This is a genomic window from Prauserella marina (genome assembly GCF_002240355.1).
Classification (GTDB): domain Bacteria; phylum Actinomycetota; class Actinomycetes; order Mycobacteriales; family Pseudonocardiaceae; genus Prauserella_A; species Prauserella_A marina.
This window is the reverse complement of sequence record NZ_CP016353.1, coordinates 2,028,168-2,050,536: the sequence shown is the minus strand read 5'-3', so window position 1 is coordinate 2,050,536 and position 22,369 is coordinate 2,028,168. Positions and strand designations below refer to the sequence as shown.

Here is a 22,369-nt window from a genome sequence, read left to right as displayed (position 1 = left end):
TCATGACCACGGAATCAGCGCCGAAGTGGCGAAGACTGGAGCCGGACGAGCGCAAGGAACAGATCTTCACCTGTGCCGCCCTGCTCTTCGGCGAACGCCCTTACGCTGAAGTATCCACATCGGACATAGCAGCTCGGGCCGGCGTCGCGAGAGGGCTGATAAACCACTATTTCGGGACGAAGCGGGAACTCTATCTCGCGGTGGTGAAAAGGGCGCTGAACGTTCCGCACGAGGCGGTGACCCAGCTTCCGAACGGAACGCTGGAGGAGCGGACCAACGCGGCCGTCGAGTGGTTTCTCGACATGGTGAGCAAGCAGGAGAAGACGTGGCTCGCGGCGATCACGCCGGAGGGCATCGGCAGGGATGCCGAGGTGGAGCACATCCTCGACGGTGCGGACAGGGCGGCGGCCGACCGGGTGCTGGAGGCGATGGGCTTCGCCGGTGACGACCCCCGGTGGGAGCAGTTGAACGCACTGGTGCGCTCGTACGGGGGCATGGTGAAGTCAGCGGGCAGGGAGTGGCTCATCCACGGCACTCTCGACCGACGCCAGGTGCATGTCCTGTTGAGCAGACTGCTGCGCACCCTGGTGACCGACGTGTTACCGGAGGTGGACGCGACGCGGTAATCCGGGTTCGGGTGGGCCGTGAGGGCCTGATGGCTGGCGGGGGCCTGGTGGAGTGGGGCCTGGCGTGGGTGGCCTGGGCGGCTTTGGCGCGAGTGGCGTGGTGGCCTGGGTGGCTTTGGCGCCCTGACCGGCAGGCAGCGGGTTACCCCCGTGGGGGCGGTGGCTGGGCGGCCACCGGGCGCCTCCGCAGATCTCGCGGGCCCGAACGCGGAACTCGCCGGCCTGAGTGCGGAACTCGGCGACCCGAATGCGGGACTCGCGCACCGGGGCCAGCCGACACCAGCCGCGCCCCGGCGGCCCCAGCGCTGACGTCAGTGGGCGAGCATCGGCGGCGCGGTCTGCTCATCTTCCGGCATCGCGGGCCGCTTACGCGGCAGGAACAACGCCGGGATGAAGCACAACGCGACCAGAATCAGCGACCACACGAACGTCGAGGCGAACGAATCCGCCGCGAGCGTCACCGCGACGTCGTGCGTGCGCGGATCCCGCACCGCCGCCGTCGCCGCGAGCTGCCCCTGCGCCGTCGGGACACCGAACTTGGTCGCCAGCAGCCCGGCCAGGATCACCGACATCACCGCGGCGCCGATGGCGCCCGCCGTCTGCTGGATGATGTTCAGCGAACTGGAAGCCTCAGCCACGTTGTCCTTGGTCAGTGTCGACAGCGCCGCCGACATGATCGGCATCATCGACGAGCCCATACCCATACCGAGCACGAACAACGAACTCAGCAACGCCCAGTACGGAGTGTCGGCTCCGACCTGTGAGAACACCGCGAGCCCGCCGACGATGAGCACGAGTCCGGGCAACACGACCTTGCCGGCTCCGATCCGGTCGGCGAGCCTTCCCGCGATCGGCATGACGACCATGGCTCCGAGCCCTTGCGGCGCGAGCAACAAACCGGCCTGCAACGCCGTTTCTCCGCGCACCAGCAGGAAATAAGTCGGCAGCAACAGCATCGCGCCGAAGAAAGCCACCGCGAACAAGGTCATGGTGACGGCGGCGACCGAGAACGTCCTGTTTCTGAACAATCGCAGATCGATCAGCGGATTCTCCGCGTTCAGTGCCCTGACGACAAACCCGGCGATCAGGACGATCCCGGCCAGCATCGGCAGCCAGACACTGGTCGAGGAAATTCCACCTGCCGCCGGAATGTCCGAAACACCGTAAATGAGCAACGCGAGTCCAGGCGACAGCATGAGCAGGCCCGCGAAGTCGAACCGGCCGGTCGGCTGCCGTTCCTCGGACGGCAGCACTCGCCACGCCGTCCACAACGCGATCAGTCCAATGGGGACATTGATGTAGAAGATCCACCGCCAGCTCACGGAATCGACGAGCCAGCCACCGAGAATCGGGCCCGCGATGGGACCCAGCAGCATCGGCACCCCGAGCACCGCCATGACCCTGCCGACCCGCTGCGGCCCGGCCGCCTTGGTCAGAATGGTCATGCTCGCTGGCATCAACATGCCGCCGCCGAGCCCTTGGATGACCCGGAACGCGATGAGCGATTCGACGTTCCAGGCCATGCCCGCCACCATCGAACCGATCAGGAACAACACGATGGCGGCCATGTACAGCCGTTTGCTGCCGAACCGGTTGGCAGCCCAGCCCGTCAGCGGGATCACCGACGCCAGCGCCAGCATGTACCCCGTGGCGACCCATTGGATCGTCGCGAACGAGGTCTCGAACTCGATGGTCAACTGTTGCAGCGCGACGTTGACAACGGTCGTGTCGAGCACGGCCATGATGGCGCCGAGCACGACGACGCCCGCGATCCTCAGGACGGTGCGATCGAGTTTGTCGTCAGCCGGTCTCGCTCCGCTACCGGCGTCCATTTCCGAAGTAGTCATCAAAACCGTTTCCCGTGAAGAATGCACCCCGGATTCGGTGAAAGCGAGAACGAATTTCCCCCACGCTGCCCCCGGATCTTTGCTGAAGAGGCTACTCGCGCCGGAAATGCGACGACAACAAGAACGAACGTGTCCGGCATCACTGCGAGGGCACGGAAGTCCGCGCGATGGCCTGCCCGGCAAGACTGCCGAGGTACAGGCGTCCAGCGGATTCCCTGATTCCGGTCGGCATCCGGAAGCCGGTGATCACGCCGCTCAGGTCGTGCACGATTTCGCTGTCGGCTGACACGCCGAGCACCCCGCACGACGGGCCCGGTTTGGGCTGGATCCACCCGGGAAGCGCTCGAATTCCGGTTCGCAGCGGGGAAGGAAGCTTCCGCATCAGTTCGAGCGCGCCGACCCGTGGACTGGCCTCCGCGACCCAGATCAGCCCGTCGCTTCCCGTCGAAAGGTTGTCGGGATGACCGCGCAGGCCGTCGAGAAAGACATCGGTGGTTCCCGCCCGCTCTCCGGTCAGCCAGACCCTGCGCAGCCTGCACGCCCCGGTTTCGGCGACGACGACGAACGATTCGTCCCGCGCCAGCGCGACGCCGTTCGCGAACTGCAACCCGCCGACGAGCTGATCCACCGTCCCGTCCGGATTCCTGCGCAGTAGCCTTCCGGTCGCGGTCTGCTCGACCAGGTCGTCACGCCATTTCGAGAGCGGGAACCTGGCCGAGGAATCGCTGAAGTACACGGTGCCGTCGGCCGCGACGGCCGCGTTGTTGCACACCAGCATCGGGACGCCCGCGATGCTGTCGGCAAGCGTGCTGACCGTCCCCTCTGCCGGTGACACGACGAGCAGGCCACGCTCACCATCGCAGACCAGCAACTCCTCGCCGAAGAATTCGATGCCGAGCGGGCGGCCACCGGTCTCGGCGATCACCTCGATCCTGGCACCGCGAGCGCCGAGGTCGTCGAGCCTGACGACCCGCCCGTCCTCCAGTCCCGTGTAGACAGTGCCTTCGCCGTCCACGAGCACGTCTTCCGGCCCGTTTCCGTTGACGATAAACAGATCCACCGTGCCGAAATCCATGAGCTCCCCCTCAGCGATAGCTGAGCAACCCGCTCGCAGCCGCGTCGATATGACCGTGCTCGTTGAACGACAGCAGCGTCGTACCCGACCTGCCCGTGACGATCTTGGTGATACCCGTGTTGACGGCGACCCTGTTCAGCCTGAGCAGACCGTGCTCAGCGCCTCCGGTGAGCAGCCCGCACACCGTGGCGATCACCCCGCCGGAGGTGAAAACGACCGCCTGCTCCCCTTTGCCGAGATCGGCGACCAGCTCGTCGAGGGCCGAGGTGACTCTCGTGACGAAACCGGGCCAGGTCTCCTTCGCTCCCCCGTGCTCGCCCGCGCGCACCCATGCGGCCAGCGCCGCGTCGAGCGAAGCCTGATAGGCACGGGGGTCCCGCGCGTTCTGAGCGGCGCCGTCACCGTGCGCCGCGGCGACGTCGGTGAAGTCGTACTCGTTCCACCGCTCGTCCCGCCGGAGCACGGCATGCGGGGCGAACCCGGCAAGAGCCGTCACCGCCGTGGCGACCTGCCTCGACAACGTCCCGCTCAGCGCGTGCGCGAGGGTCACGCCACGCCGCCCCAGTTCCTCGCCGACGACACCGGCCTGCCGCTCGCCGGTCGCGGAAAGCACGTCGTAGTCGGCGGCGCCGAAGGAAGCCTGCCCGTGCCGGACGAGGTAGATCGCGCCCATCAGACGAACCTTCGCAACAGCGAAGCGGGCAGTGTTCGCATCAGCAGGCTCAGCGGCGCCCACGGCCACGTGGGCACGTACGCTCTCGCGGGTTCCTTCTCGATGGCGCGCACGAGCGCGGCGGAACCCTTCGCGGCGGAGGTCATCAGCGGCGTCTTTCCGACACTGCCCGTCATCTCGGATTCGATGTAGCCGGGAAGCAGCACGGTCACCGCGATGGGACTGGCCGCGAGTTCGGCGCGAATGCCGTCCGCGAGCGCGGCGATCCCCGCCTTCGACGCGGCGTAGGCGGTGACATTGCGCGGCAGCCCGCGCAGCGCGCTGAAAGACGAGACCACCACGAGGTGCCCGGCTGCCTGTTCCCGAAAGATCCCGACGGCGGCCTCGCACTGGGCGAGTCCGGCGACCATGTTCGTCTCCACGGTCTGCCGGTTCGCCGCGAACCGGCCGGTGCCGACAGGCTGCCCTTTGCCGAGTCCCGCGTTGACGATCACCCTGTCGAGACTGCCGAGCTCGTCGCGGAACTCGGAGAACACCGTGAAGACGCGGTCGTGGTCGTTGACGTCGAGCTCGCGGGTGACGATCTGGATGCCGGGGTGCCGCCGCCGCAACTCCGCCGCGAGCTCGTCGAGCTTGTCGGCACGCCGCGCGCACAACGCGAGGTCTCTTCCGGCCGCGGCGAAGCGCCGCGCCATGCCCTCACCCAGTCCAGCGCTGGCTCCGGTGATCACGATGGTCTTGCGCATACGCCGACCCTACCGCCTGGTAACAAAAAGGTGACCCGGCGCCATCGCGCCGGGTCACCGTCCTCCAGGGAGGAGGGGTCTTCGTCTTACTCACCCGTGTAGAGCAGCAGGTTCGGCGTGCCCTCCGAGGGATCGGTGATCTTGTCGGGAGTCGCGGCCCCGGTCAGCGCCGCCTCGACGTCGGCCGGAGCGGCGTCGGGGTTGTCAGCCAGGTACAGCGCGGCCGCGCCGACGACGTGCGGAGTCGCCATCGAAGTCCCGCTGATGGTGTTCTCGCTGCCGTCGTGCCAGGACGAGGTGATGTCGACGCCGGGAGCGTAGAGGTCGACGACCTCACCGTAGTTGGAGAAGGTCGCCTGCGCGTCGGCGTCGTCGCTGGCAGCGACGGTGATCGCCTCGGTGACCCTCGCCGGTGAGGTGTTGCCAGCGTCCTGCGACTCGTTGCCCGCCGCGACACCGAAGGTCACCCCGGCTTCGATGGCACCGCGCACCGCGGTGTCGAGTGCCTCGTCGACACCGCCACCGAGGCTCATGTTCGCCACCGACGGCCCGCTGGCGTTCTCGGCGACCCAGTCGATACCGGCGACGACCTGTTCCGTCGTCCCGCTGCCGTTGGCGTCGAGCACGCGAACGGGAACGATCTGCACTCCCTTGGCGACGCCGTATTCCTCGCCGCCGATCGTCCCGGCGACATGCGTGCCGTGACCGTTCTCGTCGGTCGGGTCGTCGTCGTTGTCGATGAAGTCGGCGCCTCCGCTCGCCCTGCCGCCGAACGTCGGGTGGTCGGCGGCGACCCCGGTGTCGATGACGTAGGCGGTGACGTTGTCGGCCTTGGAGGCGTAGTTGTAGGCGTCGTCGAGCGGAAGGTCGCGCTGGTCGATCCGGTCGAGCCCCCACGAGGGAGGCGTGTCCTGCACGTCCGAGGCGTGCACGCGCTGGTTCTGCACGACGTAGGCGACGGAATCGTCGGCGGCCAGCCGCTTGGCCTGTGCCTCGGAAGCCGACACCGAGAAACCGCTGAGCGCGCTGCTGTAGGTGCGTTCGACGGTGGCCCCCGCGCTGCTCGCGAGCGTGCTCGCGGCGTTGGCCACGGCCGCGGCCGTGGTGGTCACGGCGTTCTTCTTCAGCACGACGATGTAGCTGTCCGCCACGGCGTCGGCGGTGTTCGCGGAAAGGATCTGTCCTTCCGCGACGGGCGCGGCCTGCGCGGGACCGAGGCCCGCGACGACCACACCGGTGACGCCCGCGACGACCACACCGGCGGTCAATCCCCTTCGAAGCTTTCGCGCGTTGCCCATTCGCTTCCTTCCTCGTCCCCACCAGTTACATGTGAATATGCAAGCCGCACGGGAAGCAGTTGGGCAATAATTCACAGTTACCAGTAGTGGACCGCACGGCTCAACGCGCAATAGGCCAAACGGACGTATTGTGATCCCGCGCCACGTCTGGGAAAGCGTTACGACTTCCTGCTAACGTTGCTCATATCGTTACGAAACGCGAGGTCGGGGGCACTTCCGGACATGAGCGCGACCGCGTTCTCCGCCGCCCTTCGCGGGGCGATTTCCACCAGCGGGCTTGGGCTCGACCGCATCCAGGCCCGGCTACAGGAACGCGGCATTTCGATCAGCGTCACGGCGCTGAGCTACTGGCAATCCGGTAAACGGCAACCCGAACGGCAGAGTTCGATCTCGGCGGTGCGCGTGCTGGAGGAGATCCTCGACGTCCCGGCTGGTGCCTTGCTCGGGCTGCTTCCCCCGCCCCGGCCCCGAGGCGCCTCCTCCCGGAGACGGCTGGACGAACCGGCCGAGAGCGGCGGCGTCATCGCCGCGTTCGGCTTCGAGGAGGACGCCTCCCCCGCGCTCGTCGGCCTGCACGATCTGTGCGATGTGGATGCCGAGGGCCGGTGTGTGATGGTGACCGCGAAAGCCGTACTGCGCGCGGGCACCTCGGGTCACGACCGGTGGGTGCTGCGTTACCGCAGGGCCGAGCCGCACTCCCGTCCCCCCACACTGCGCGCGTCGCGCAACTGCACGGTGGGCAGGACGTCCTTCGATTCCTGCGAGGGCCTGCTGCTCGCCGAATTGCTCTTCGGACACGGTCTCGACAACGGGGAAACCCAGCTCGTGGAGTACTCGCTGAGCTTCGAGGACACCGATTCCGCCGCACACCAGCATTTCCGCGAGTTCAGCTCGCCCGTTCCCGAATACCTCGTCGAAGCGAGGTTCGCCGGCAACACCCGCCCCGAACGAAGCTGGCAGTTCTCGCATCCGGAGACGGGGCAGCCGGAGACCAGGCCGCTGCGCGTCGACAACGGCAACACCGTCCACGCGGTGGCCGTCGACTTCGGGCCGGGCCGGTTCGGCATCGGCTGGAGCAGGCCGGGCTAGCCCAGTTCGTTCCGGAGCACTTTGCCGGTGGCGTTGCGGGGAAGGGCGTCGAGGAATTCGACGTCGCGGGGAACCTTGTACCTGGCAAGGTTGCGCCGGACGTGTTCGCGCACCTCGTCGGCGTCGAGCGAGGCACCCTCGACGGGTACGACGAAAGCCTTGAGCCGCTGGCCGAACTCCTCGTCGTCGACGCCGACGACGGCGGCCTCCACCACGTCTTCCCGCTCCACCAACAGGTTCTCGACCTCCACCGGGTACACGTTCTCGCCACCGGAGACGATCATCTCGTCGTCCCTTCCGTCGATGAACAGCAAACCGTGTTCGTCGAAGTGGCCGACGTCGCCGCTGGAGAGCAGGCCGTCGATGATCTCCTTGTGCCTGCCGTCGGTGTAGCCGTCGAAGGCGAGCCCGCTCCCGACGAACACCCTCGCGGTCACGTGCGGTGCGGTGACCTCGGCGCCGCGCTCGTCGTAGAGCGCGACCCGGCAGCCGACCGGCGGCCGCCCGACCGTGCCTGGTGCCGTGCGCCAGTCCTCCGGTGTCGCCACGGTCGCGACGGCGACCTCGGTCGAACCGTAGAGGTTGTGCACCACGTCGCCGAAAATCCGGCTCGCCCTGTTCCCGACATCGGGCGACAACGCCGAACCGGCGGCGAAGACGACGCGCAGGCTCGACACGTCGTAACGGCCGATGACGCCGGGGCCGAGATCGATGATCCGCTGCAACATCGTCGGAACGAGCACCAGCGCGCTGCACCGGTGTTGTTCGATACCGCGCAGCGTCGCCTCCGCGTCGAACCTGCGGCGCAGCACGACGGTGCAGCCCAGCGCGAGCGAGAGAATGAACTGCGAGATCCCGGTTCCGTGGAACAGCGGCGCCCCCATGTACGTCGCCTCACCCACGCGCAGCGGGATCCGGTCGAGGAACTGCGCGGAGTGCAGCGGCGAGATCTTCGGCCTCGGCGCTCCTTTCGGCGTTCCCGTGGTGCCGCTGGTGAGCAGAATCAGCCCGCCGGGCCGCTCGGGCGGCTTCGGCGGCCGGTCGTCGGAACTGGCGATGAGCTCGTCCAGCAGCGGTGTCTCGTGTGCGGCGAGATCGCCTTCGGTCCAGGCGAGGTAGCGGTCGGCGCCCTCGATCCCGGACAGCAGACCGGTGAACTCGTCGTCGTAGACGAGCACCTGGACCGTCTCCCTCGCCGCGACGTCGGCGAGTTGTGGCTTGGCGAACCCGGTGTTCAGCAGCAGCAACGGCGCGCCGAGCTTGCCCGCCGCGAGCATCGTGAGCACGAGACCTCTGTGATCCCTGCACAGCACCGCGATCGGTGTCCCGCTGCCGATCCCCCTCGCCGACCATGCCCTCGCCAGCGCGTTGGACTGCCTGTCGAGCTGGGCGAAGGTCAGCGGACCTCGCTCGTCGACGATGCCGGTGGCGGAGGGATCCCTGCGCGCGGCGATGCGGACGGCTCCGGCCAGCGGCCCGTGCCTCCGGGTGAGCAGCAGCGAGCGGATCCCCTCGTCGAGTCTGGGGAAGGGAACGAGTCCCGCGCGCCACAGCACCTCGATGGACCTCGCGGTCTCCGCGACCCTGCCTGCCAGTGCCGTCACCGTGGGCGGCCTTCTCATCAGGCACCTCCTCGTGCTCGCCACGCGTTAAGCTACTGGTTAGTAGGCAGGGCTGTCGACCGCAGGTCGTGTCTGACTGTCAGTACCGGCGGTGACAATGACCCGGTGGAGCTCATCGTCGCAAGGTCGGGGGAACAGCGCTGGGCCGTGCGCGCGATCGGGTCCGCCGGCTTCACCGAAACCGGGCTGACCGCGACGGAACTCGCGGGCAAGGCGGCGCGCTGGGAAAGCGAACTGGGCCCCCGGTGGGTGCTTTCCTCGGTCGAGCAGGACTATCCGGTGTTGCTCGACGCCGGTGTCAGAATCGGCCGCTGTCATGATCTCTCCCTCGTCGAGGGCCTGTTGCTGGCTCATGAGGGCCTGCACGACCAGTCTCGCGGCCTCGCCGCGGCGCACGCCAGGGCCACCGGGCTCGAACCGCCCCCGGAAACCCGGCAGGCACATCCCGACGCCGACGAGCAGCCGACCCTGTTCGACCCGAGGGGTTCAGGGCTTCCCGGCGACGTTTCCGCGCTCGACGCGGCCACGATCGTGCTTGCCGGTCAGCACGCCCGCGTCGAAGCGCTCGCCTCGGCGGCGAGGATGCGGCTGCTCGTCGCGGCCGAATCGGCCAGCGCGCTCGCCGCGGCCGAGATGTCGGCCGACGGGCTGCCATGGCGCGCCGACGTGCACGACCGGCTGCTCACCGAACTGCTCGGCAGCAGGGTCGCCTCGGGAAGCAGACCGGCCAAGCTGGTCCAGCTCGCCGCGCGCGTGCAGCAGGCTCTCGGCGGCAAGCCGCTCAACATCGACCACCCGGGCAGTGTGGTACGCGCTTTCGGCAGGGAGGGCATCGCTATTCCTTCGGCACGGGCCCACGTGCTGCGCACCCTCGACCATCCCGCCGTCGCCCCGCTGCTGGAGTACAAGGAACTGGCGAGGCTGCATTCGGCACACGGCTGGACCTGGCTCGATCACTGGGTGCACGGCAACCGGTTCCGGCCCGTCTTCGTCGTCGGCGGCGTGGTGTCGGGCCGGTGGGCCAGCAGAGGCGGCGCCGCGTTGCAGATCCCGCGAGTGCTGCGCGCGTGCGTGCGCGCCGACCCGGGATGGAAACTCGTCTGCGCCGACGCGGCCCAGCTCGAACCGCGCGTGCTCGCGGCGTTGTCCGGCGATCGCAAGCTCGCCGGCGTCGCGGCGGCCACGGACCTCTATTCGAGTCTCGCCGAGGCGATGTTCCCCGCTACGGCGAGCGCGGACGGCGGCAACGACGACAGGGCGCGCGCGAAGATCGCCATGCTCTCGGCCATGTACGGCGGGACGGCTGGCGAGGCGGCGTCGTTGCTCGCCTTGCTGCGCCAGCGTTTTCCCGCCGCTGTGTCCTATGTGGAGAACGCGGCGGTCGCGGGTGAGCGAGGCGAGCTGGTGCGCTCCCGGCTCGGCAGGACCTCTCCCCCGCCTTCGTCGGCGTGGCGCGCGCTCACCGGAGGTACCGGCGACGAGGACAAGGCCCGCAGGGCCGCACGGGAATGGGGCCGGTTCACCAGGAACTTCGTCGTGCAGGCCAGTGCGGCCGACTGGACCGCGGTGCTGCTGGCGCTGCTGCGGCAACGGCTGCCCCGCGAAGCGCATCTGGTGTTCTTCCAGCACGACGAGGTCCTCATCCACACACCCGCCGCGCTCGCCGATGACGTCACCGCCTGTCTCGACGCGGCCGTCGCCGAGACGACGGCACTGGTGTTCGGCCCAGCCTGCCCGGTGCGGTTTCCGATGCCCGCCGCCGCCGTCGACTGCTACGCCGACGCGAAGTAGGCCGTTGTGCCGGGTGCCGGGTCCGGTGCGGTGGTGCCGGTGCACGAACGCGGATCTCGGCGGCCCGAACGCGGATCTCGCGCGCACCAACGCGGATCTCGCGCTCCTGAGCGGGGGACTCGCGGGCTCAGTCCGCGGCGGCCTCGTCCAGCGCGCGCAGCACGCGCTTCATCGACACCGGGTAGGCGGTGCGCAGGGTCTGGGCGAAGAAGCTCACCCTCAGCTCCTCGATCATCCACCGCACGTCGGCGAGTTGCTTGCCTGGCGCCGTTCTCGGTGGCAACGTGTCGAGCACCGCCTGGTACTCCTGCCACAACCATTGGACGTCCCGCAGGTTCCGCACGTCCCGCGCCGGGTCGCCGGGCAGCTTCTCCAGCCTGCGCTCGATCGCCCGCGCGTAGCGCACGAGGTCGGCGAGCCGGTCGAATCCCGCCGCCGTCACGAATCCGGGGAACACCAGCCCGTCGAGCTGAGCCCGCACATCGGCGACGGATTCGCGCACCGCGTCTCCCCTCGTGTCGGCGAGCCGCGATTCGACGTCGTGCGTGGCGGCGAGAATGTTCTCCACCTCGCGCAGCACCGTGAGCACGGTGCCATTCAATCCGGCCCGCACCTTCTCAAGCAGCACTGCGAAACCGGCCTCGTCCCACGCCGGACCGCCCGCGTCGGCCATGAGCTTGTCCACCGCGCAGTCGACGCAGTCTTCGAGCAACGCGGCGACACTGCCGTGCGGATTCCTTGTCAGCACGAGCTTCGCGGTGTTGCCGAGGTTGCGGTTGAGGTACTTCATGGGGGACGCGACGTTGAGCCGGAGCAGTTTCCTCGTGCCAAGCCACATCTGGGTGCGCTGCTGTCCCTCGGTGTCGAGCATGCGAACCGCGACACAGCCACCCTCGTCGACGAGCGCCGGATATGCCTTGAGCTCGTGTCCCTTGCGGGTGGCCGTGAACACCTTCGGCAGCTCACCGAAACTGGCCGTGCGCAGGCCTTCCTTTTCGAGATCGTCGGCAACGGCGGAAATGGTCTCGCGAAGGCGGTCGCCGAGCCGGTCGCGCAGCGCGTCGAGGTCCTTGCCCTCTGCCAGCGTCCGCTTACGCTCGTCGACGACCCGGAAGGTCATCCTGAGGTGATCGGGCACCGAGGAGAACTGCCACGCCTCAGGCGCGACCGCTACTCCGCGAAGGCGTTCGAGTTCGGCACCGAGCACATCGGGCAACGGGCCCATCGAGGGGTCCACTCCGGACAGTGCCTTTCGCGCGGTGTCCGGAGCGGGGACGAAGTTGCGCCGCAACGACTTCGGCAGCGACTTGATCAGCGCGGTGACCAGTTCCTCGCGCAGACCGGGAACCTGCCATTCGAAACCGGCGGCGCTCACCTGGTTGAGCACGGGAAGTGGAATGTGGACGGTCACGCCGTCGGCGTCGGCGCCCGGTTCGAACTGGTACGTCAGCGACAGCCGCAGCGCTCCGGCCTGCCAGGTGTCAGGGTAGTCCGCTTCGGCGACCTCGTCGGCGCTCTCGTTGATGAGCATGGCCTTCTCGAAGTTGAGCAGGTCGGGCTCCGAGCGCCGCCTCTGCTTCCACCACGAGTCGAAATGCCTGCTCGACACCACGTCCTCGCCGACGCGCTCGTCGTAGAAGGCGAACAAGGTCTCGTCGTCGACGAGAATGTCGTGCCTGCGGGCGCGCGCTTCGAGGTCCTCGACCTCGTCGAGTAGTTTCCGGTTCTCGATGAAGAACCGGTGGCTGGTTTCCCAGTCGCCCTCGACGAGCGCGTGCCTGATGAACAGCTCCCGCGACAGTTCCTTGTCGATCCGCCCGTAGTTGACCTTGCGGCCCGCGACGAGCGGGATGCCGTACAGGGTGACCCGCTCGTTGGCCATCACCGCGCCCTGCTTGCGTTCCCAGTGCGGTTCCGAGTAGTGCCGTTTGACGAGGTGCTGCGCGAGCGGTTCCACCCACTCCGGCTCGATCCTGGCGTTGACCCTCGCCCACAGCTTCGAGGTCTCCACCAGTTCGGCCGAGGCGACCCAGCGCGGCTGCTTCTTGAACAACGACGATCCGGGGAAGACGGAGAACCGGGCGCCCCGGGCGCCGAGGTAGTCACCCTTGGCCGGGTCCTTGAGCCCGACGTGGGAGAGCAGACCGGCCAGCAGCGAGGTGTGGATCCGCTGCGGATCGGCCTCGGTGCTGTTGAGGGTGATGCCAAGTGGCTTGGCCAGTTGCCTGAGCTGACCGAAGATGTCCTGCCACTCCCTGACTCTGAGGTAGTTGAGGAATTCGGCCTTGCACAGCTTGCGGAACTGGTTGCCGGACAGCGCCCGCTGCTGCTCGCGCAGGTACTCCCACAGTTTCAGGTAGGCGAGGAAGTCGGAGTTCGGTTCGGCGAACCGCGCGTGCTTTTCGGCGGCGGCCTGCTGTTTGTCGGCGGGGCGTTCTCGCGGGTCCTGAATGGACAGCGCGGCGGCGATGATCATCACCTCGCGGACGCAGCCGTTGGCCGCCGCCTCCACGATCATCCTGCCCATTCTCGGATCGACCGGAAGCTGCGCGAGCTGCCTCCCGACGGTGGTGAGCTTGCCGCCGTCGGCCTCCAGCGCGCCCAGTTCGCTCAGCAACTGCACACCGGCGGTGACCTGACGCCGGTCCGGCGGCTCCACGAAGGGGAAAGCGGCGATGTCACCGAGGCCGAGCGAGGTCATCTGCAAGATCACGGAGGCGAGATTGGTGCGCAGGATCTCCGGATCGGTGAACTCCGGGCGGGAGTCGAAGTCGTCCTCGGTGTAGAGCCGGATGCAGATGCCGTCGGAGGTACGCCCGCACCGGCCCTTGCGCTGATTCGCCGAAGCCTGCGACACCGGTTCGATCGGCAGCCGCTGCACCTTCGTGCGGTGGCTGTAGCGGGAGATGCGTGCCGTACCCGGATCGATGACGTACTTGATGCCGGGCACGGTGAGCGAGGTCTCCGCGACGTTGGTGGCGAGCACGACGCGCCTTCCGGTGTGGCGCTGGAAGACCCTGTGCTGATCGGCGGCCGACAACCGCGCGTACAACGGGAGGATTTCGGTGTAGGGCAAGGCCATCGCCGTCAGCGCCTCGCTGGTGTCGCGGATCTCGCGCTCACCGGAGAGGAAAACCAGGATGTCGCCCTGTCCCTCACCGATCAGTTCGGTCACCGCGTCCGAGATCGCCTGCACCTGGTCGCGGTCGGGATCGGCGCCGGGGTCGTCGGGGTCGACGACGGGGCGGTAGCGCACCTCGACGGGATAGGTGCGGCCGGACACCTCGACGATCGGGGCGTCCCCGAAATGCCGGGAGAACCGCTCGGGGTCGATGGTCGCCGAGGTGATGATCACTTTGAGATCGGGCCTGCTCGGCAGCAGCCTGCGCAGATAGCCGAGCAGGAAGTCGATGTTGAGGCTGCGTTCGTGTGCCTCGTCGATGATGATCGTGTCGTAGGCGCGCAGCATCCGGTCCTGCTGGATCTCGGCGAGCAGGATGCCGTCGGTCATGAGCTTGACGAGCGTGTCGTCACCGGACTGGTCGGTGAACCGCACCTTGTAGCCCACCACGGAACCGAGTTCGGTGTTCAGCTCACTGGCGACGCGCTCGGCGACCGTACGGGCCGCGAGCCTGCGCGGCTGGGTGTGCCCGATCTGACCACGAACCCCGAGCCCCAGTTCGAGACAGATCTTGGGAAGCTGCGTCGTCTTGCCCGATCCCGTCTCGCCCGCGACGATCACCACCTGGTTGTCCCTGATGACCTCGGCGATGTCGGCTTTGCGCCTGCTCACCGGCAGGTCTTCGGGGTAGCGCAACTCGGGCACCGCGTCGCGGCGGTGCCGCACGCGCTGCTCAGCGGCCTCGATGTCGGCGGCGATCGTGGCCAGAACGGCGGACTCCGAAAACCCGTCAGCCCCGGCTGGACCGCCGGACTCGGCACCGCCACGCTTGTCGCCCCCGCGCCCCCGGCCATGCCGGTCTTTCCGGCCTCGCCGGTTCACGCCGTCGATCCGGCGTCGTAAGCGGTGCTCGTCGCGCAGCGTCAACTCGGGCAGCCGCGCGCGCAACTCGTCAGCAGGGGTGGAAGTGGACATACGCACTCCACAATAGCCGGGTCGCCGTGGTGATCAATGCGATTTTCCTCCCTCGCCGGTCAGCGGGAGGTAGCCTCACCGGCCATGAGCCACCCAGGCCCCCAGTGGCAGCAGCCCCAACAGCCCCCGCCGTATCCGCAACAGGGCTATCCCCAACAGGGTTACCCGCAGCAGCCCTACGCCCAGTACCCCCAAGCACAGCCTTACGCCCAGCCGTATCCGCAGCCGTTTCCGCAGCAGGGTTATCCGCAGGGCCCCGCCGGCCCGCTGACGCTCCCGGGCTGGGGCACGCTCCCGGTGGTAGCAGGGGTCATCGCCACCGTCGTCGGCATGTTCGCGCTGCCGTGGGGCGGCGACCTCTACTTCACCGACCTGCGCGACCTCGCCTCGGTCAGCAGGGACGGTTTCACCGGCCACTACCTGAGCTGGCTCGGCTTCCTCGCGCTCGCCGTACTGCCGGTCGGCCTGCTGCCGTGGACTCTCGGCGCCGCCCGCACCACCAGGTCGGCCGGGTTGGTCACCGGCAACTGGGGCCGCAGGCTCACCTGGGCGTCGTTCGGGTGGTACCGGACCACGTTCGTGCTCAGGGGCCTCATCGCGGCGATCATCCACTTCGTCGGACTGCTCAACCTCACCGACGGCGAACTGGGCACGCTCGCGGCCGGGCCGTGGGTGTTGCTGTCCGGGTGTGTGCTCGCCGCCATCGGCGGTGGCATCGGCCCCCGGAAAGGGCCCGGTCTCCCTCGCGAATGACCGGGTTGGTCAGCTCCTGCGCAGCACACTCGCGGTGAGCGCGCCGGGCGTGGTGTTGCCCGAAAGTCCCAGTGTCAGGTCGAGGTCGGCGAGCAGGCCGCGCAACACCTGCCGCACCCCGTCCTCTCCCGCGTGCGCGAGGCCGTAGACGTAGGGTCTGCCGACCAGCACCGCGCGAGCGCCGAGCGCCAGCGCCTTGATCACATCGGCGCCGGTGCGGACGCCGGAGTCGAAAAGCACCTCGATCCGGTCGCCTACCGCGGCCGCGATCTCCGGCAGCACGTCGAGCGCGCCGACGGCACCGTCGACCTGCCGTCCGCCGTGATTGGACACCACGATGCCGTCCATCCCCGCCGCGACGGCGTGCCGCGCGTCGTCGACGTGCTGGATGCCTTTCAGCACGATCGGCCCTTCCCAGTGCTTTCTGAGAAACGCGAGGTCGGCCCACGTCCGGTCGGTCCCGGTGATCATCGAGATCCAGCGCAGCACCGCCATGGCCGGTTCCTCTTCGGGACTCGCGTCGAGCCCGCCGAGGAACACCGGGTCGGTGAACGGCACGGCGGTTCCCGCCCCGTTGAGGAAAGGCAGGTAGCCGTTGTCGAGGTCGCTCGGCCGCCAGCCGAGCGACCAGTTGTCGAGCGTGACGACGAGTACCGAGTATCCGGCGGCTTCGGCCCTGGCCAGCAGGCTGAGGCACACCTCGGAATCGGATGGCCAGTACAGCTGGAACCACAGTGGCCCGCCCCCCGACGCGGCGGCAACGTCCTCGATGCTGGTCGAGGACGCGGTGGACAGCACCATCGGCAACCCGGTGCTCGCCGCCGCGCGTGCGGTGGCCGCCTCGGCGCCGTCGTGCACGATGGACTGCGCGCCGACGGGGGCGAGCAGCACCGGCGCCGGCATCGTCGTGCCGAGCACCGTCGTCGTGAGGTCTCGTTCGGTGGCTCCCGCGAGCATTCTCGGCACGAGCCGCCAGCGGTCGAAGGCGGCCCTGTTGGCCGCTGCCGTCGACCCCGAGCCCGCCGAACCGGCGACGTATCCGTAGGCACGCGGGTCGAGCACGGCCGCCGCGGATTCCTCGATCCGGGTGAGGTCGGTGGAGAACGCGGGTGTCGTCCCGCCGTAGCCCTGGAGGTAGATCTCGGCCTGGTAGTTGCCGAACCGTTCGGACATACCGCCTCCTCGTTCGCCGCGCCGCCCGGATCCTACGCGTGCGGCTTGACCTTCGAGCGGGTCGAAGGCTCAGAATCCGGGGTATGTACAGCATCAGCGCGTTCGCGGAGCGCGTGGGACTGACTCGTTCCGCGTTGCGCTTCTACGACGACTGCGGGGTACTGGCCCCCGCGAGGGTCGACCCGGGCAACGGTTACCGCTATTACAGCGAGGACCAGATCGAAAGGGGGGTCCTGGTGCGGGGCCTGCGGCAGGCAGGCGTCCCGCTCGCCGGGATCGTCGCGGTGCTCGACGACGCGGAGGGCGCCGAGGACGTACTGCGCGCACACGCGAAGCGGCTGCGCGAGGAGCACGACGCGGCGCAGGCCGCGCTGCGCGGCGTCCTGGCCGGCGTCGCCGGGGTGACCGAGGTGACGCTGGGTGGTGCGGAGTTCGCCTGCGCCATCAGGCAGGTCGCGCCTTCGGTCTCGCGGGACAGCTCGTTTCCCGTACTGGGCCGCGTCCTGATCGAACTCGCCGCGCAAGGACTGCGGTTCGTCGCGACCGACCGCTACCGGCTCGCGATCCGCGAACTGACGCCCGAGACCTTCACCGGCGGCCCGGCGCGGATTCTCGTCGCGGCCGGCGCGCTGCTCGCCGCGTCGGCGTCCTCGTCAAGGCATCGCACCGTGACCTTGCGGGTCACGGCGGAGGGCGGCGTGCTCACCGTGGAAGGGCAGGCGGTTCCGCTGAGCGGCCTTCCCGGCGAGTTCCCCGCCTACCGGGACCTGCTCGGCGCGCTCTCGCCCCCCGCGCACCGGGTGATCACCGACCGGGTCGCGCTGATCGGCGTGCTCGGCGACGCCGAGGGACCCTTCGTACTGGAGAGCGGCGCCGACGAGCTGCTGGCGAACGGAACCCGGCTGCCTTCGGTGTGCGAACCGGGCGTGCGCGTCGCGTTCGATCCGGCGGTGCTGTGCCCAGCGCTGGAAGCGAGCGTGGGCCCGGAAGTGCTGCTGGACATCACGGATCCGTGCTCCCCCGTCGTCGTCCGCTCCGCCGACCAGGGAAGCTTCACCACTCTCGTCATGCCGGTCGCCGACGAGGGCAACTGATGGATACCACCAGCACGACCGTGCGCTTGTGTGCCGAGGGAATGCGCGCCGAAGCCGAGGCCGATCCCGCCCGCGCGAAGGAGCTTTTCGAACAAGCGTGGGCAGACGCGCGCGACGACTACGAATCCTGTGTCGCCGCGCACTACCTCGCCCGACACCAACCGACCACAAAGGACACTCTGGACTGGAACGAACGCTGCCTCGCACTCGCCGAACGGCTCACGGCGGGCGGCGATGCCGCCGCTGGCGCGGTCGCCGGTTTCTACCCCTCGCTGCACGCCAATCTGGCGAGGGATCATCGTGATCTCGGCAACACCGAGGAAGCGCTCGCGCACTACCGGAAAGCGGCGGCGCGGATGGAAATCCTGCCGGAGGGCGCCTACCGGGACTGGCTCACCTTCAGCGTCGCCGAAGGACTCCGCTGCCTCGGCGCACCGGAAGCGACGAGGAACGAACGCGTCGGCGAACTCGTGGAAGCCTGGTGTGATCGGCGTGAACTTCGTGCGTTATGCCTGGTATTGCCTTCGTACTACGGAGTTCTCGGCGCCGGCGACGACCGCGAACGGCTCGCCACGGCGGTGCGGATGCTGCACGCCGAACGCAGGCTGCCCCGCCACGAGCAGGCCATTCTCGGTGACGTACTGGCGACACTCACCGCAACATGATCGTGACCGCACGTCGCTGACCGTCCATTGCGGACAATGACGCGGCGCGGTAACGGAAGCGGGGCGGAAGTAACGGCGACACCGTCCGGGTCGAGATGGGAAGGGAACCCCCGGAAGGAGCACGATGTCCCGTCTCGGCACACAGGCCCCCGCGCACGAGGCACCGGCGCCACGAAGACGCCACCACGCCGTGTTCGCGGTGGCGGCGCTCGTGCTCGGCGTCGCCTGTGTCGCCGCAGCCGTCACCGGCCTGCTCGGCACGGCGACCGCGGCAGGGGCGGCACTCGGCGTCGTACTCGGCGTCATCGCGCTTTTCGGGGCACGCAAGGCGATCGCGCTCGCGGGCACGATCTTGTGCACGGCGGGAATCGCGGTCAGTGTCGGCGCGGCGAGCGGGGACGACCCGGCGAACGCGGCGCACGGCCAACGGCCGGGGACAACGGCCGTCACCGTCACCCACCCCACCTGGAACACGCGCTACACCTGGGACAACGGACTCGCCATCGAGGTTTCCGCGCCAAGGGAGTGCACACCGAGCGAGTACGCCTTCCCCGCCAAGGTCGAGCGCGCGGTGCAGGTGTCGATCACGCTCGTCAACGACACCGGCGGGGACCTCGACACCACCTTGCTCAGCGCGAGCGAGGCCCAGTTCGGCGGGCGCAACGCCGAGCAGATCTTCGACATCGACGGCTCCTGCGGCGCGGGTCCCGAACCGGCGACGATACTTCCCGGCCGGACGTTCACCTACGAGGCCGCCTACGCGGTCGGCGCGGCTCCAGGAGAGCTGCAACTCGTCTTCCAGCCCGGCGTCGGCGCGCCGAAGGCGGTCTTCCTCGGCACCGCCTGAACGGCTACTGCTTGCTGTTGCTCTGCGGCTCGGTGCTGAGCATGAGCAACATGAACGCGATGAGCCCGCTGAAGAACCACCACGCGTCCGACATCGTGATCGCCGCGATGATGCCGAGCGGAACAGCGGCGATGGCCAGGACCCGGAAGAGTTCCATCACCACTCCCCTCGCGTCGTGCCGGGAGTGGCCTGCCAAGGTGCGGAGTTCGGGTTCGGGCTCATGCGGTGCTCCTTCGGCCACGGCACTGTGGGCTGCCGCTCGCCCCGGCGCGCCGGTGACCACGGCAACCCCGGCCCCTCCAGTGTGGCCCCGCGCACACCGTCCTGTCGCATCGAGAACGGACGAACCTGTCCCGCCGAACGCGGCTTTCACAGCAGCCCGATGCGACGCGCGGTGACGACGGCTTCCCTGCGGGAGGCGACGCCGAGTTTGCGGTAGATGTTGCGCAGATGGGTCTTGACCGTGTTGGCGGAGACGAACAGTTCGGCCGCGATGTCGGCGACCGTGCCCAGTGACTGCAACTCTCTCAGCAGAGCCAGTTCCCTCGGCGTGAGTTCGGCCGACGGTGCCACGGACTCGGGTGGCAAAACCGCGAGCACCTCGTCGGCGAAGTCCCGCACGGAACCGAGCCTGCCCGCACCGGCGGCGATCAGCTCGCGCACCGCCGTTCCGTGTTCGCGGAAGGGCCGTAACGCGCCATGCGCGGCCGCGAGCTCAAGTGACGCGAGCAGCCGTCCGTGCGCCTCCTGCGGATCCCGCAACCGCAGCGCGAGCACGGCAAGCAGCAGCCGGGCCTCGATTCCCGTACCGAAGAACGTGCCGGCGGCCTCACCGGTCACGATCCGGTCGAGGTGCGCTTTCGCCGCCGAGAGGCGTCCCTGATGGAACAGCGCCTTGGCGCGCAGCAGTTCGCTCTCCCCTCCCGGCCCGAGCCACTCGGCCGCCCGGTGCTCGGCCTCCGTCGCCCACTCAAGCCTGCCGAGCCTGAGCGCGAGCCGGTGCTCCACCCCCGACGCCCACGCCACCAGCGCGGGCTGGACCGTTTCCTCCTTCCGCACCGTGTTCCAGTGTTCGCGCAATCTCCGCAGCGCTTCGCACGGATCGGTGCCTGCCGTGGCGAGCGCGGACATGGAGCCGGTTGCCAGCGCGATCATCCTGTCGTTGGCCGGGCTCAGCGTGCGCGCGGCGAGTTCGGCGTAGGCCGATGCCGCGGTGTCGTCGGCGCGTTCGAAAGCGGCCCACGCCGAGGCGACGTAGGCGGTGCACGCCGAGGGAGTCGTGTCCAGACCGGTGTCCGTGGCGTAGCGCAGCGCTTCTTCCGCCGCGCGGTGCAGCGCGGGCAGGTCACCCCGCGCTCCGGTGGACGCGGCCAGGTGGGCGAGGCAGTGCAGCACCGCGTAGCGGTACCCGCCGAGCCTCGCGAGGTGCAGTGCGTTGGCCAGGTCCTCCTCCGCCGCGCCGTAGTCGCCGAGCCACAGCAGCGCGGTGCCCCTGTTGACGAGCCCCAGCAGGTACAGGTCGTGGGAACGGAGCCCATCCACGTGCAGGTCGAGCTGAGCGACCTGCGGCACCCAGCGTCCGGTCAACCGGGCCCTGTGGGCCATGGCAATGCGGGCGAGTCCCTGCTCGTCCTCGTTCACGGGCGGCCGTGACGCCGTGCCCGAGGTGGCCGCGTGACGGTTGAGCCCCAGCCTCGCCAGCACCGTCTCGGCGGCCCTGCGGTCGCCGAGCGCGAGCCCGGCGATCGCGAGGGTCAGGCCGACGCACGGACTCGCGGCCGGCGAAGGAGGCGGCGAGGGCAGCACATCGTGCAGCGCGGCCATGTGCCCCGACAGCACGAGACCGGGCCCGTGCCTGACGACGAGATCGGCGACGAGATCGGTGTCACGAGAACGGACCGCGTGCCGCAGCGCCGTCAACGGTTTTCCGTTGGCGGAGAACCAGATCGCCGAAACCCGCTCCGCTCTCCTCGACGCCGGGGGCGAACCGCTCGCGAACTCCGCTGCCAGCCAGGTTCTGGTCAACGGGTGCTGGCGCAACCAGGGACCACCGGCTCCGTACTCGATGGTCAGCGCACCCGCCCCGCGCAGCCGGCCGAGATCGCCACCGATGTCGTCGGCGCCGGTGAGCTCGCTCGCCAGTTCGGGCGTGAACCGCTCACACCCGCTGGTGCGCAACAGAATCTCGCGCTGGGAACCGGTGAAACCGCTCAGCACCTCGCCACGGAAATACTCGGCGAGCGCTGGGTCCGTTCCCGCGAACGCGGCGAGAGCCGCGGCGTGATCGGCCGCACCGCCGAGTGCCTCTGCCGCGAGCCGCACGCCGACCGGCCAGCCCTCGGTGAGCGCCACCAGGAAGCCGAGATCCGCCTCCGGCAGCGTGACGCCGTGGTTGCGCAACACCGTGACGGTTTCCGCCCGGGTCAGCGCCAGCTCGGCCGCACCGATGTCGCGCAGCCTGCCCGCGACGTGCAGGCGGTGCACGGCGAGCGGGGGCCGCTCCCGCGTACTCAACACCAGGCGCAGGTTCGGCGGCAACGAGCACAACAGCGTTTCGAGGTCATGCCACGCCTCTGGCGCGCTCAGCCGGTGCAGGTGATCGACGACGAGGGTGAGCGGCTGGGTCAGCCCGCCGAGCGTGGCGGCGAGGGTGTCGGCCCGTGGCGTGCGGGCCGCCGTGGCCAGTGCCGCATTGAGCGCGCGGGGGTCGTTGTCGCCGTCGAGGACGCTGACCAGCGCCGTACGCCCCGGAGGGCAGGTGCGCCGCCGGTCACCCAGCCAGTCGGCGAGCATGGTGCTCTTGCCGTATCCGGGCGGTGCGCACAGCAGCGCGACCCTCGGCGTCCCGCCGGACTCCCACTCGTCGAGCAGCCGCGACAACCGTGCCCTGCGGACGTGGCCTCGCGGCGGCGGGAGCGCCGTGAATCTCATGCTGCACACGGATGTGGTGGAACCTTTCGCGAAGGAGACAACG

At 69.0% G+C, this 22,369-nt stretch carries 17 protein-coding genes; 7 read left to right on the top strand and 10 right to left on the bottom strand.

Annotated features, from left to right (window positions below):
- Positions 1-2 precede the first annotated feature (2 nt).
- Complete coding sequence (locus BAY61_RS09475; RefSeq protein WP_091795200.1) at positions 3-626, top strand: TetR/AcrR family transcriptional regulator; 624 nt, start codon at positions 3-5, stop codon at positions 624-626.
- Between the two features lie 311 nt (positions 627-937).
- Here BAY61_RS09475 and BAY61_RS09470 read toward each other — a convergent pair whose 3' ends face one another.
- The 5 genes from BAY61_RS09470 to BAY61_RS09450 all read right to left on the bottom strand — a co-directional run bounded on the left by BAY61_RS09470 (position 938) and on the right by BAY61_RS09450 (position 6,265).
- Positions 938-2,458: a DHA2 family efflux MFS transporter permease subunit gene (locus BAY61_RS09470; protein WP_091795197.1), complete on the bottom strand. Its 1,521-nt coding sequence runs from the start codon at positions 2,456-2,458 to the stop codon at positions 938-940.
- Between the two features lie 154 nt (positions 2,459-2,612).
- The gene (locus BAY61_RS09465; RefSeq protein WP_091795194.1) at positions 2,613-3,548 is read right to left on the bottom strand and encodes an SMP-30/gluconolactonase/LRE family protein; all 936 of its coding nucleotides are present in this window, start codon (positions 3,546-3,548) and stop codon (positions 2,613-2,615) included.
- A 10-nt stretch (positions 3,549-3,558) separates the two neighbouring features.
- Positions 3,559-4,221: a histidine phosphatase family protein gene (locus BAY61_RS09460; RefSeq protein ID WP_091795191.1), complete on the bottom strand. Its 663-nt coding sequence runs from the start codon at positions 4,219-4,221 to the stop codon at positions 3,559-3,561.
- Positions 4,221-4,967, bottom strand: coding sequence for an SDR family oxidoreductase (locus BAY61_RS09455; protein WP_091795188.1), 747 nt, complete (start codon positions 4,965-4,967; stop codon positions 4,221-4,223). The genes BAY61_RS09460 and BAY61_RS09455 overlap by 1 nt, the downstream gene beginning before the upstream one ends.
- An 86-nt stretch (positions 4,968-5,053) precedes the next feature.
- On the bottom strand, positions 5,054-6,265 hold the full coding sequence (locus BAY61_RS09450) for a S8 family peptidase (protein ID WP_091795185.1): 1,212 nt from the start codon (positions 6,263-6,265) through the stop codon (positions 5,054-5,056).
- Between the two features lie 222 nt (positions 6,266-6,487).
- On the opposite strand from BAY61_RS09450, the gene BAY61_RS09445 reads away from it, so the two are divergent.
- Positions 6,488-7,354: a hypothetical protein gene (locus tag BAY61_RS09445; RefSeq protein ID WP_091795182.1), complete on the top strand. Its 867-nt coding sequence runs from the start codon at positions 6,488-6,490 to the stop codon at positions 7,352-7,354.
- Here the strand turns inward: BAY61_RS09445 and BAY61_RS09440 are convergent.
- Complete coding sequence (locus tag BAY61_RS09440) at positions 7,351-8,976, bottom strand: acyl-CoA synthetase (RefSeq protein ID WP_091795179.1); 1,626 nt, start codon at positions 8,974-8,976, stop codon at positions 7,351-7,353. The two genes, BAY61_RS09445 and BAY61_RS09440, sit on opposite strands and share 4 nt — an antisense overlap.
- Before the next feature lie 105 nt (positions 8,977-9,081).
- On the opposite strand from BAY61_RS09440, the gene BAY61_RS09435 reads away from it, so the two are divergent.
- The gene (locus BAY61_RS09435; RefSeq protein ID WP_091795176.1) at positions 9,082-10,767 is read left to right on the top strand and encodes a bifunctional 3'-5' exonuclease/DNA polymerase; all 1,686 of its coding nucleotides are present in this window, start codon (positions 9,082-9,084) and stop codon (positions 10,765-10,767) included.
- Positions 10,768-10,894: 127 nt separating this feature from the next.
- Here BAY61_RS09435 and hrpA read toward each other — a convergent pair whose 3' ends face one another.
- Positions 10,895-14,863, bottom strand: a complete 3,969-nt coding sequence (gene hrpA, locus BAY61_RS09430; RefSeq protein ID WP_091795173.1) for an ATP-dependent RNA helicase HrpA — start codon at positions 14,861-14,863, stop codon at positions 10,895-10,897.
- A gap of 84 nt (positions 14,864-14,947) precedes the next feature.
- Here hrpA and BAY61_RS33490 point away from each other — a divergent pair, with 84 nt between their 5' ends.
- A complete protein-coding gene (locus BAY61_RS33490; protein WP_245865948.1) occupies positions 14,948-15,616 on the top strand; it encodes a hypothetical protein in 669 nt (222 codons plus the stop codon).
- 9 nt (positions 15,617-15,625) lie between these two features.
- On the opposite strand, the gene BAY61_RS09420 is transcribed toward BAY61_RS33490, so the two are convergent.
- Positions 15,626-16,789: a lactate 2-monooxygenase gene (locus tag BAY61_RS09420; protein WP_091795170.1), complete on the bottom strand. Its 1,164-nt coding sequence runs from the start codon at positions 16,787-16,789 to the stop codon at positions 15,626-15,628.
- Between the two features lie 83 nt (positions 16,790-16,872).
- On the opposite strand from BAY61_RS09420, the gene BAY61_RS09415 reads away from it, so the two are divergent.
- The 3 genes from BAY61_RS09415 to BAY61_RS09405 all read left to right on the top strand — a co-directional run bounded on the left by BAY61_RS09415 (position 16,873) and on the right by BAY61_RS09405 (position 19,395).
- The gene (locus BAY61_RS09415; RefSeq protein WP_091795167.1) at positions 16,873-17,883 is read left to right on the top strand and encodes a DNA polymerase III subunit beta family protein; all 1,011 of its coding nucleotides are present in this window, start codon (positions 16,873-16,875) and stop codon (positions 17,881-17,883) included.
- Complete coding sequence (locus tag BAY61_RS09410; RefSeq protein ID WP_091795164.1) at positions 17,883-18,548, top strand: hypothetical protein; 666 nt, start codon at positions 17,883-17,885, stop codon at positions 18,546-18,548. Before BAY61_RS09415 ends, BAY61_RS09410 begins: the two co-directional genes overlap by 1 nt.
- A gap of 124 nt (positions 18,549-18,672) precedes the next feature.
- Positions 18,673-19,395 (top strand): hypothetical protein, encoded by a 723-nt coding sequence (locus BAY61_RS09405; protein WP_091795160.1) that lies wholly within the window; start codon positions 18,673-18,675, stop codon positions 19,393-19,395.
- A 4-nt stretch (positions 19,396-19,399) separates the two neighbouring features.
- Here BAY61_RS09405 and BAY61_RS09400 read toward each other — a convergent pair whose 3' ends face one another.
- Both BAY61_RS09400 and BAY61_RS09395 read right to left on the bottom strand, forming a co-directional pair.
- Positions 19,400-19,636, bottom strand: coding sequence for a hypothetical protein (locus BAY61_RS09400; protein ID WP_143021305.1), 237 nt, complete (start codon positions 19,634-19,636; stop codon positions 19,400-19,402).
- A 128-nt stretch (positions 19,637-19,764) separates the two neighbouring features.
- Positions 19,765-22,326, bottom strand: a complete 2,562-nt coding sequence (locus BAY61_RS09395; protein ID WP_170140054.1) for a winged helix-turn-helix domain-containing protein — start codon at positions 22,324-22,326, stop codon at positions 19,765-19,767.
- Between the last annotated feature and the right edge of the window lie 43 nt (positions 22,327-22,369).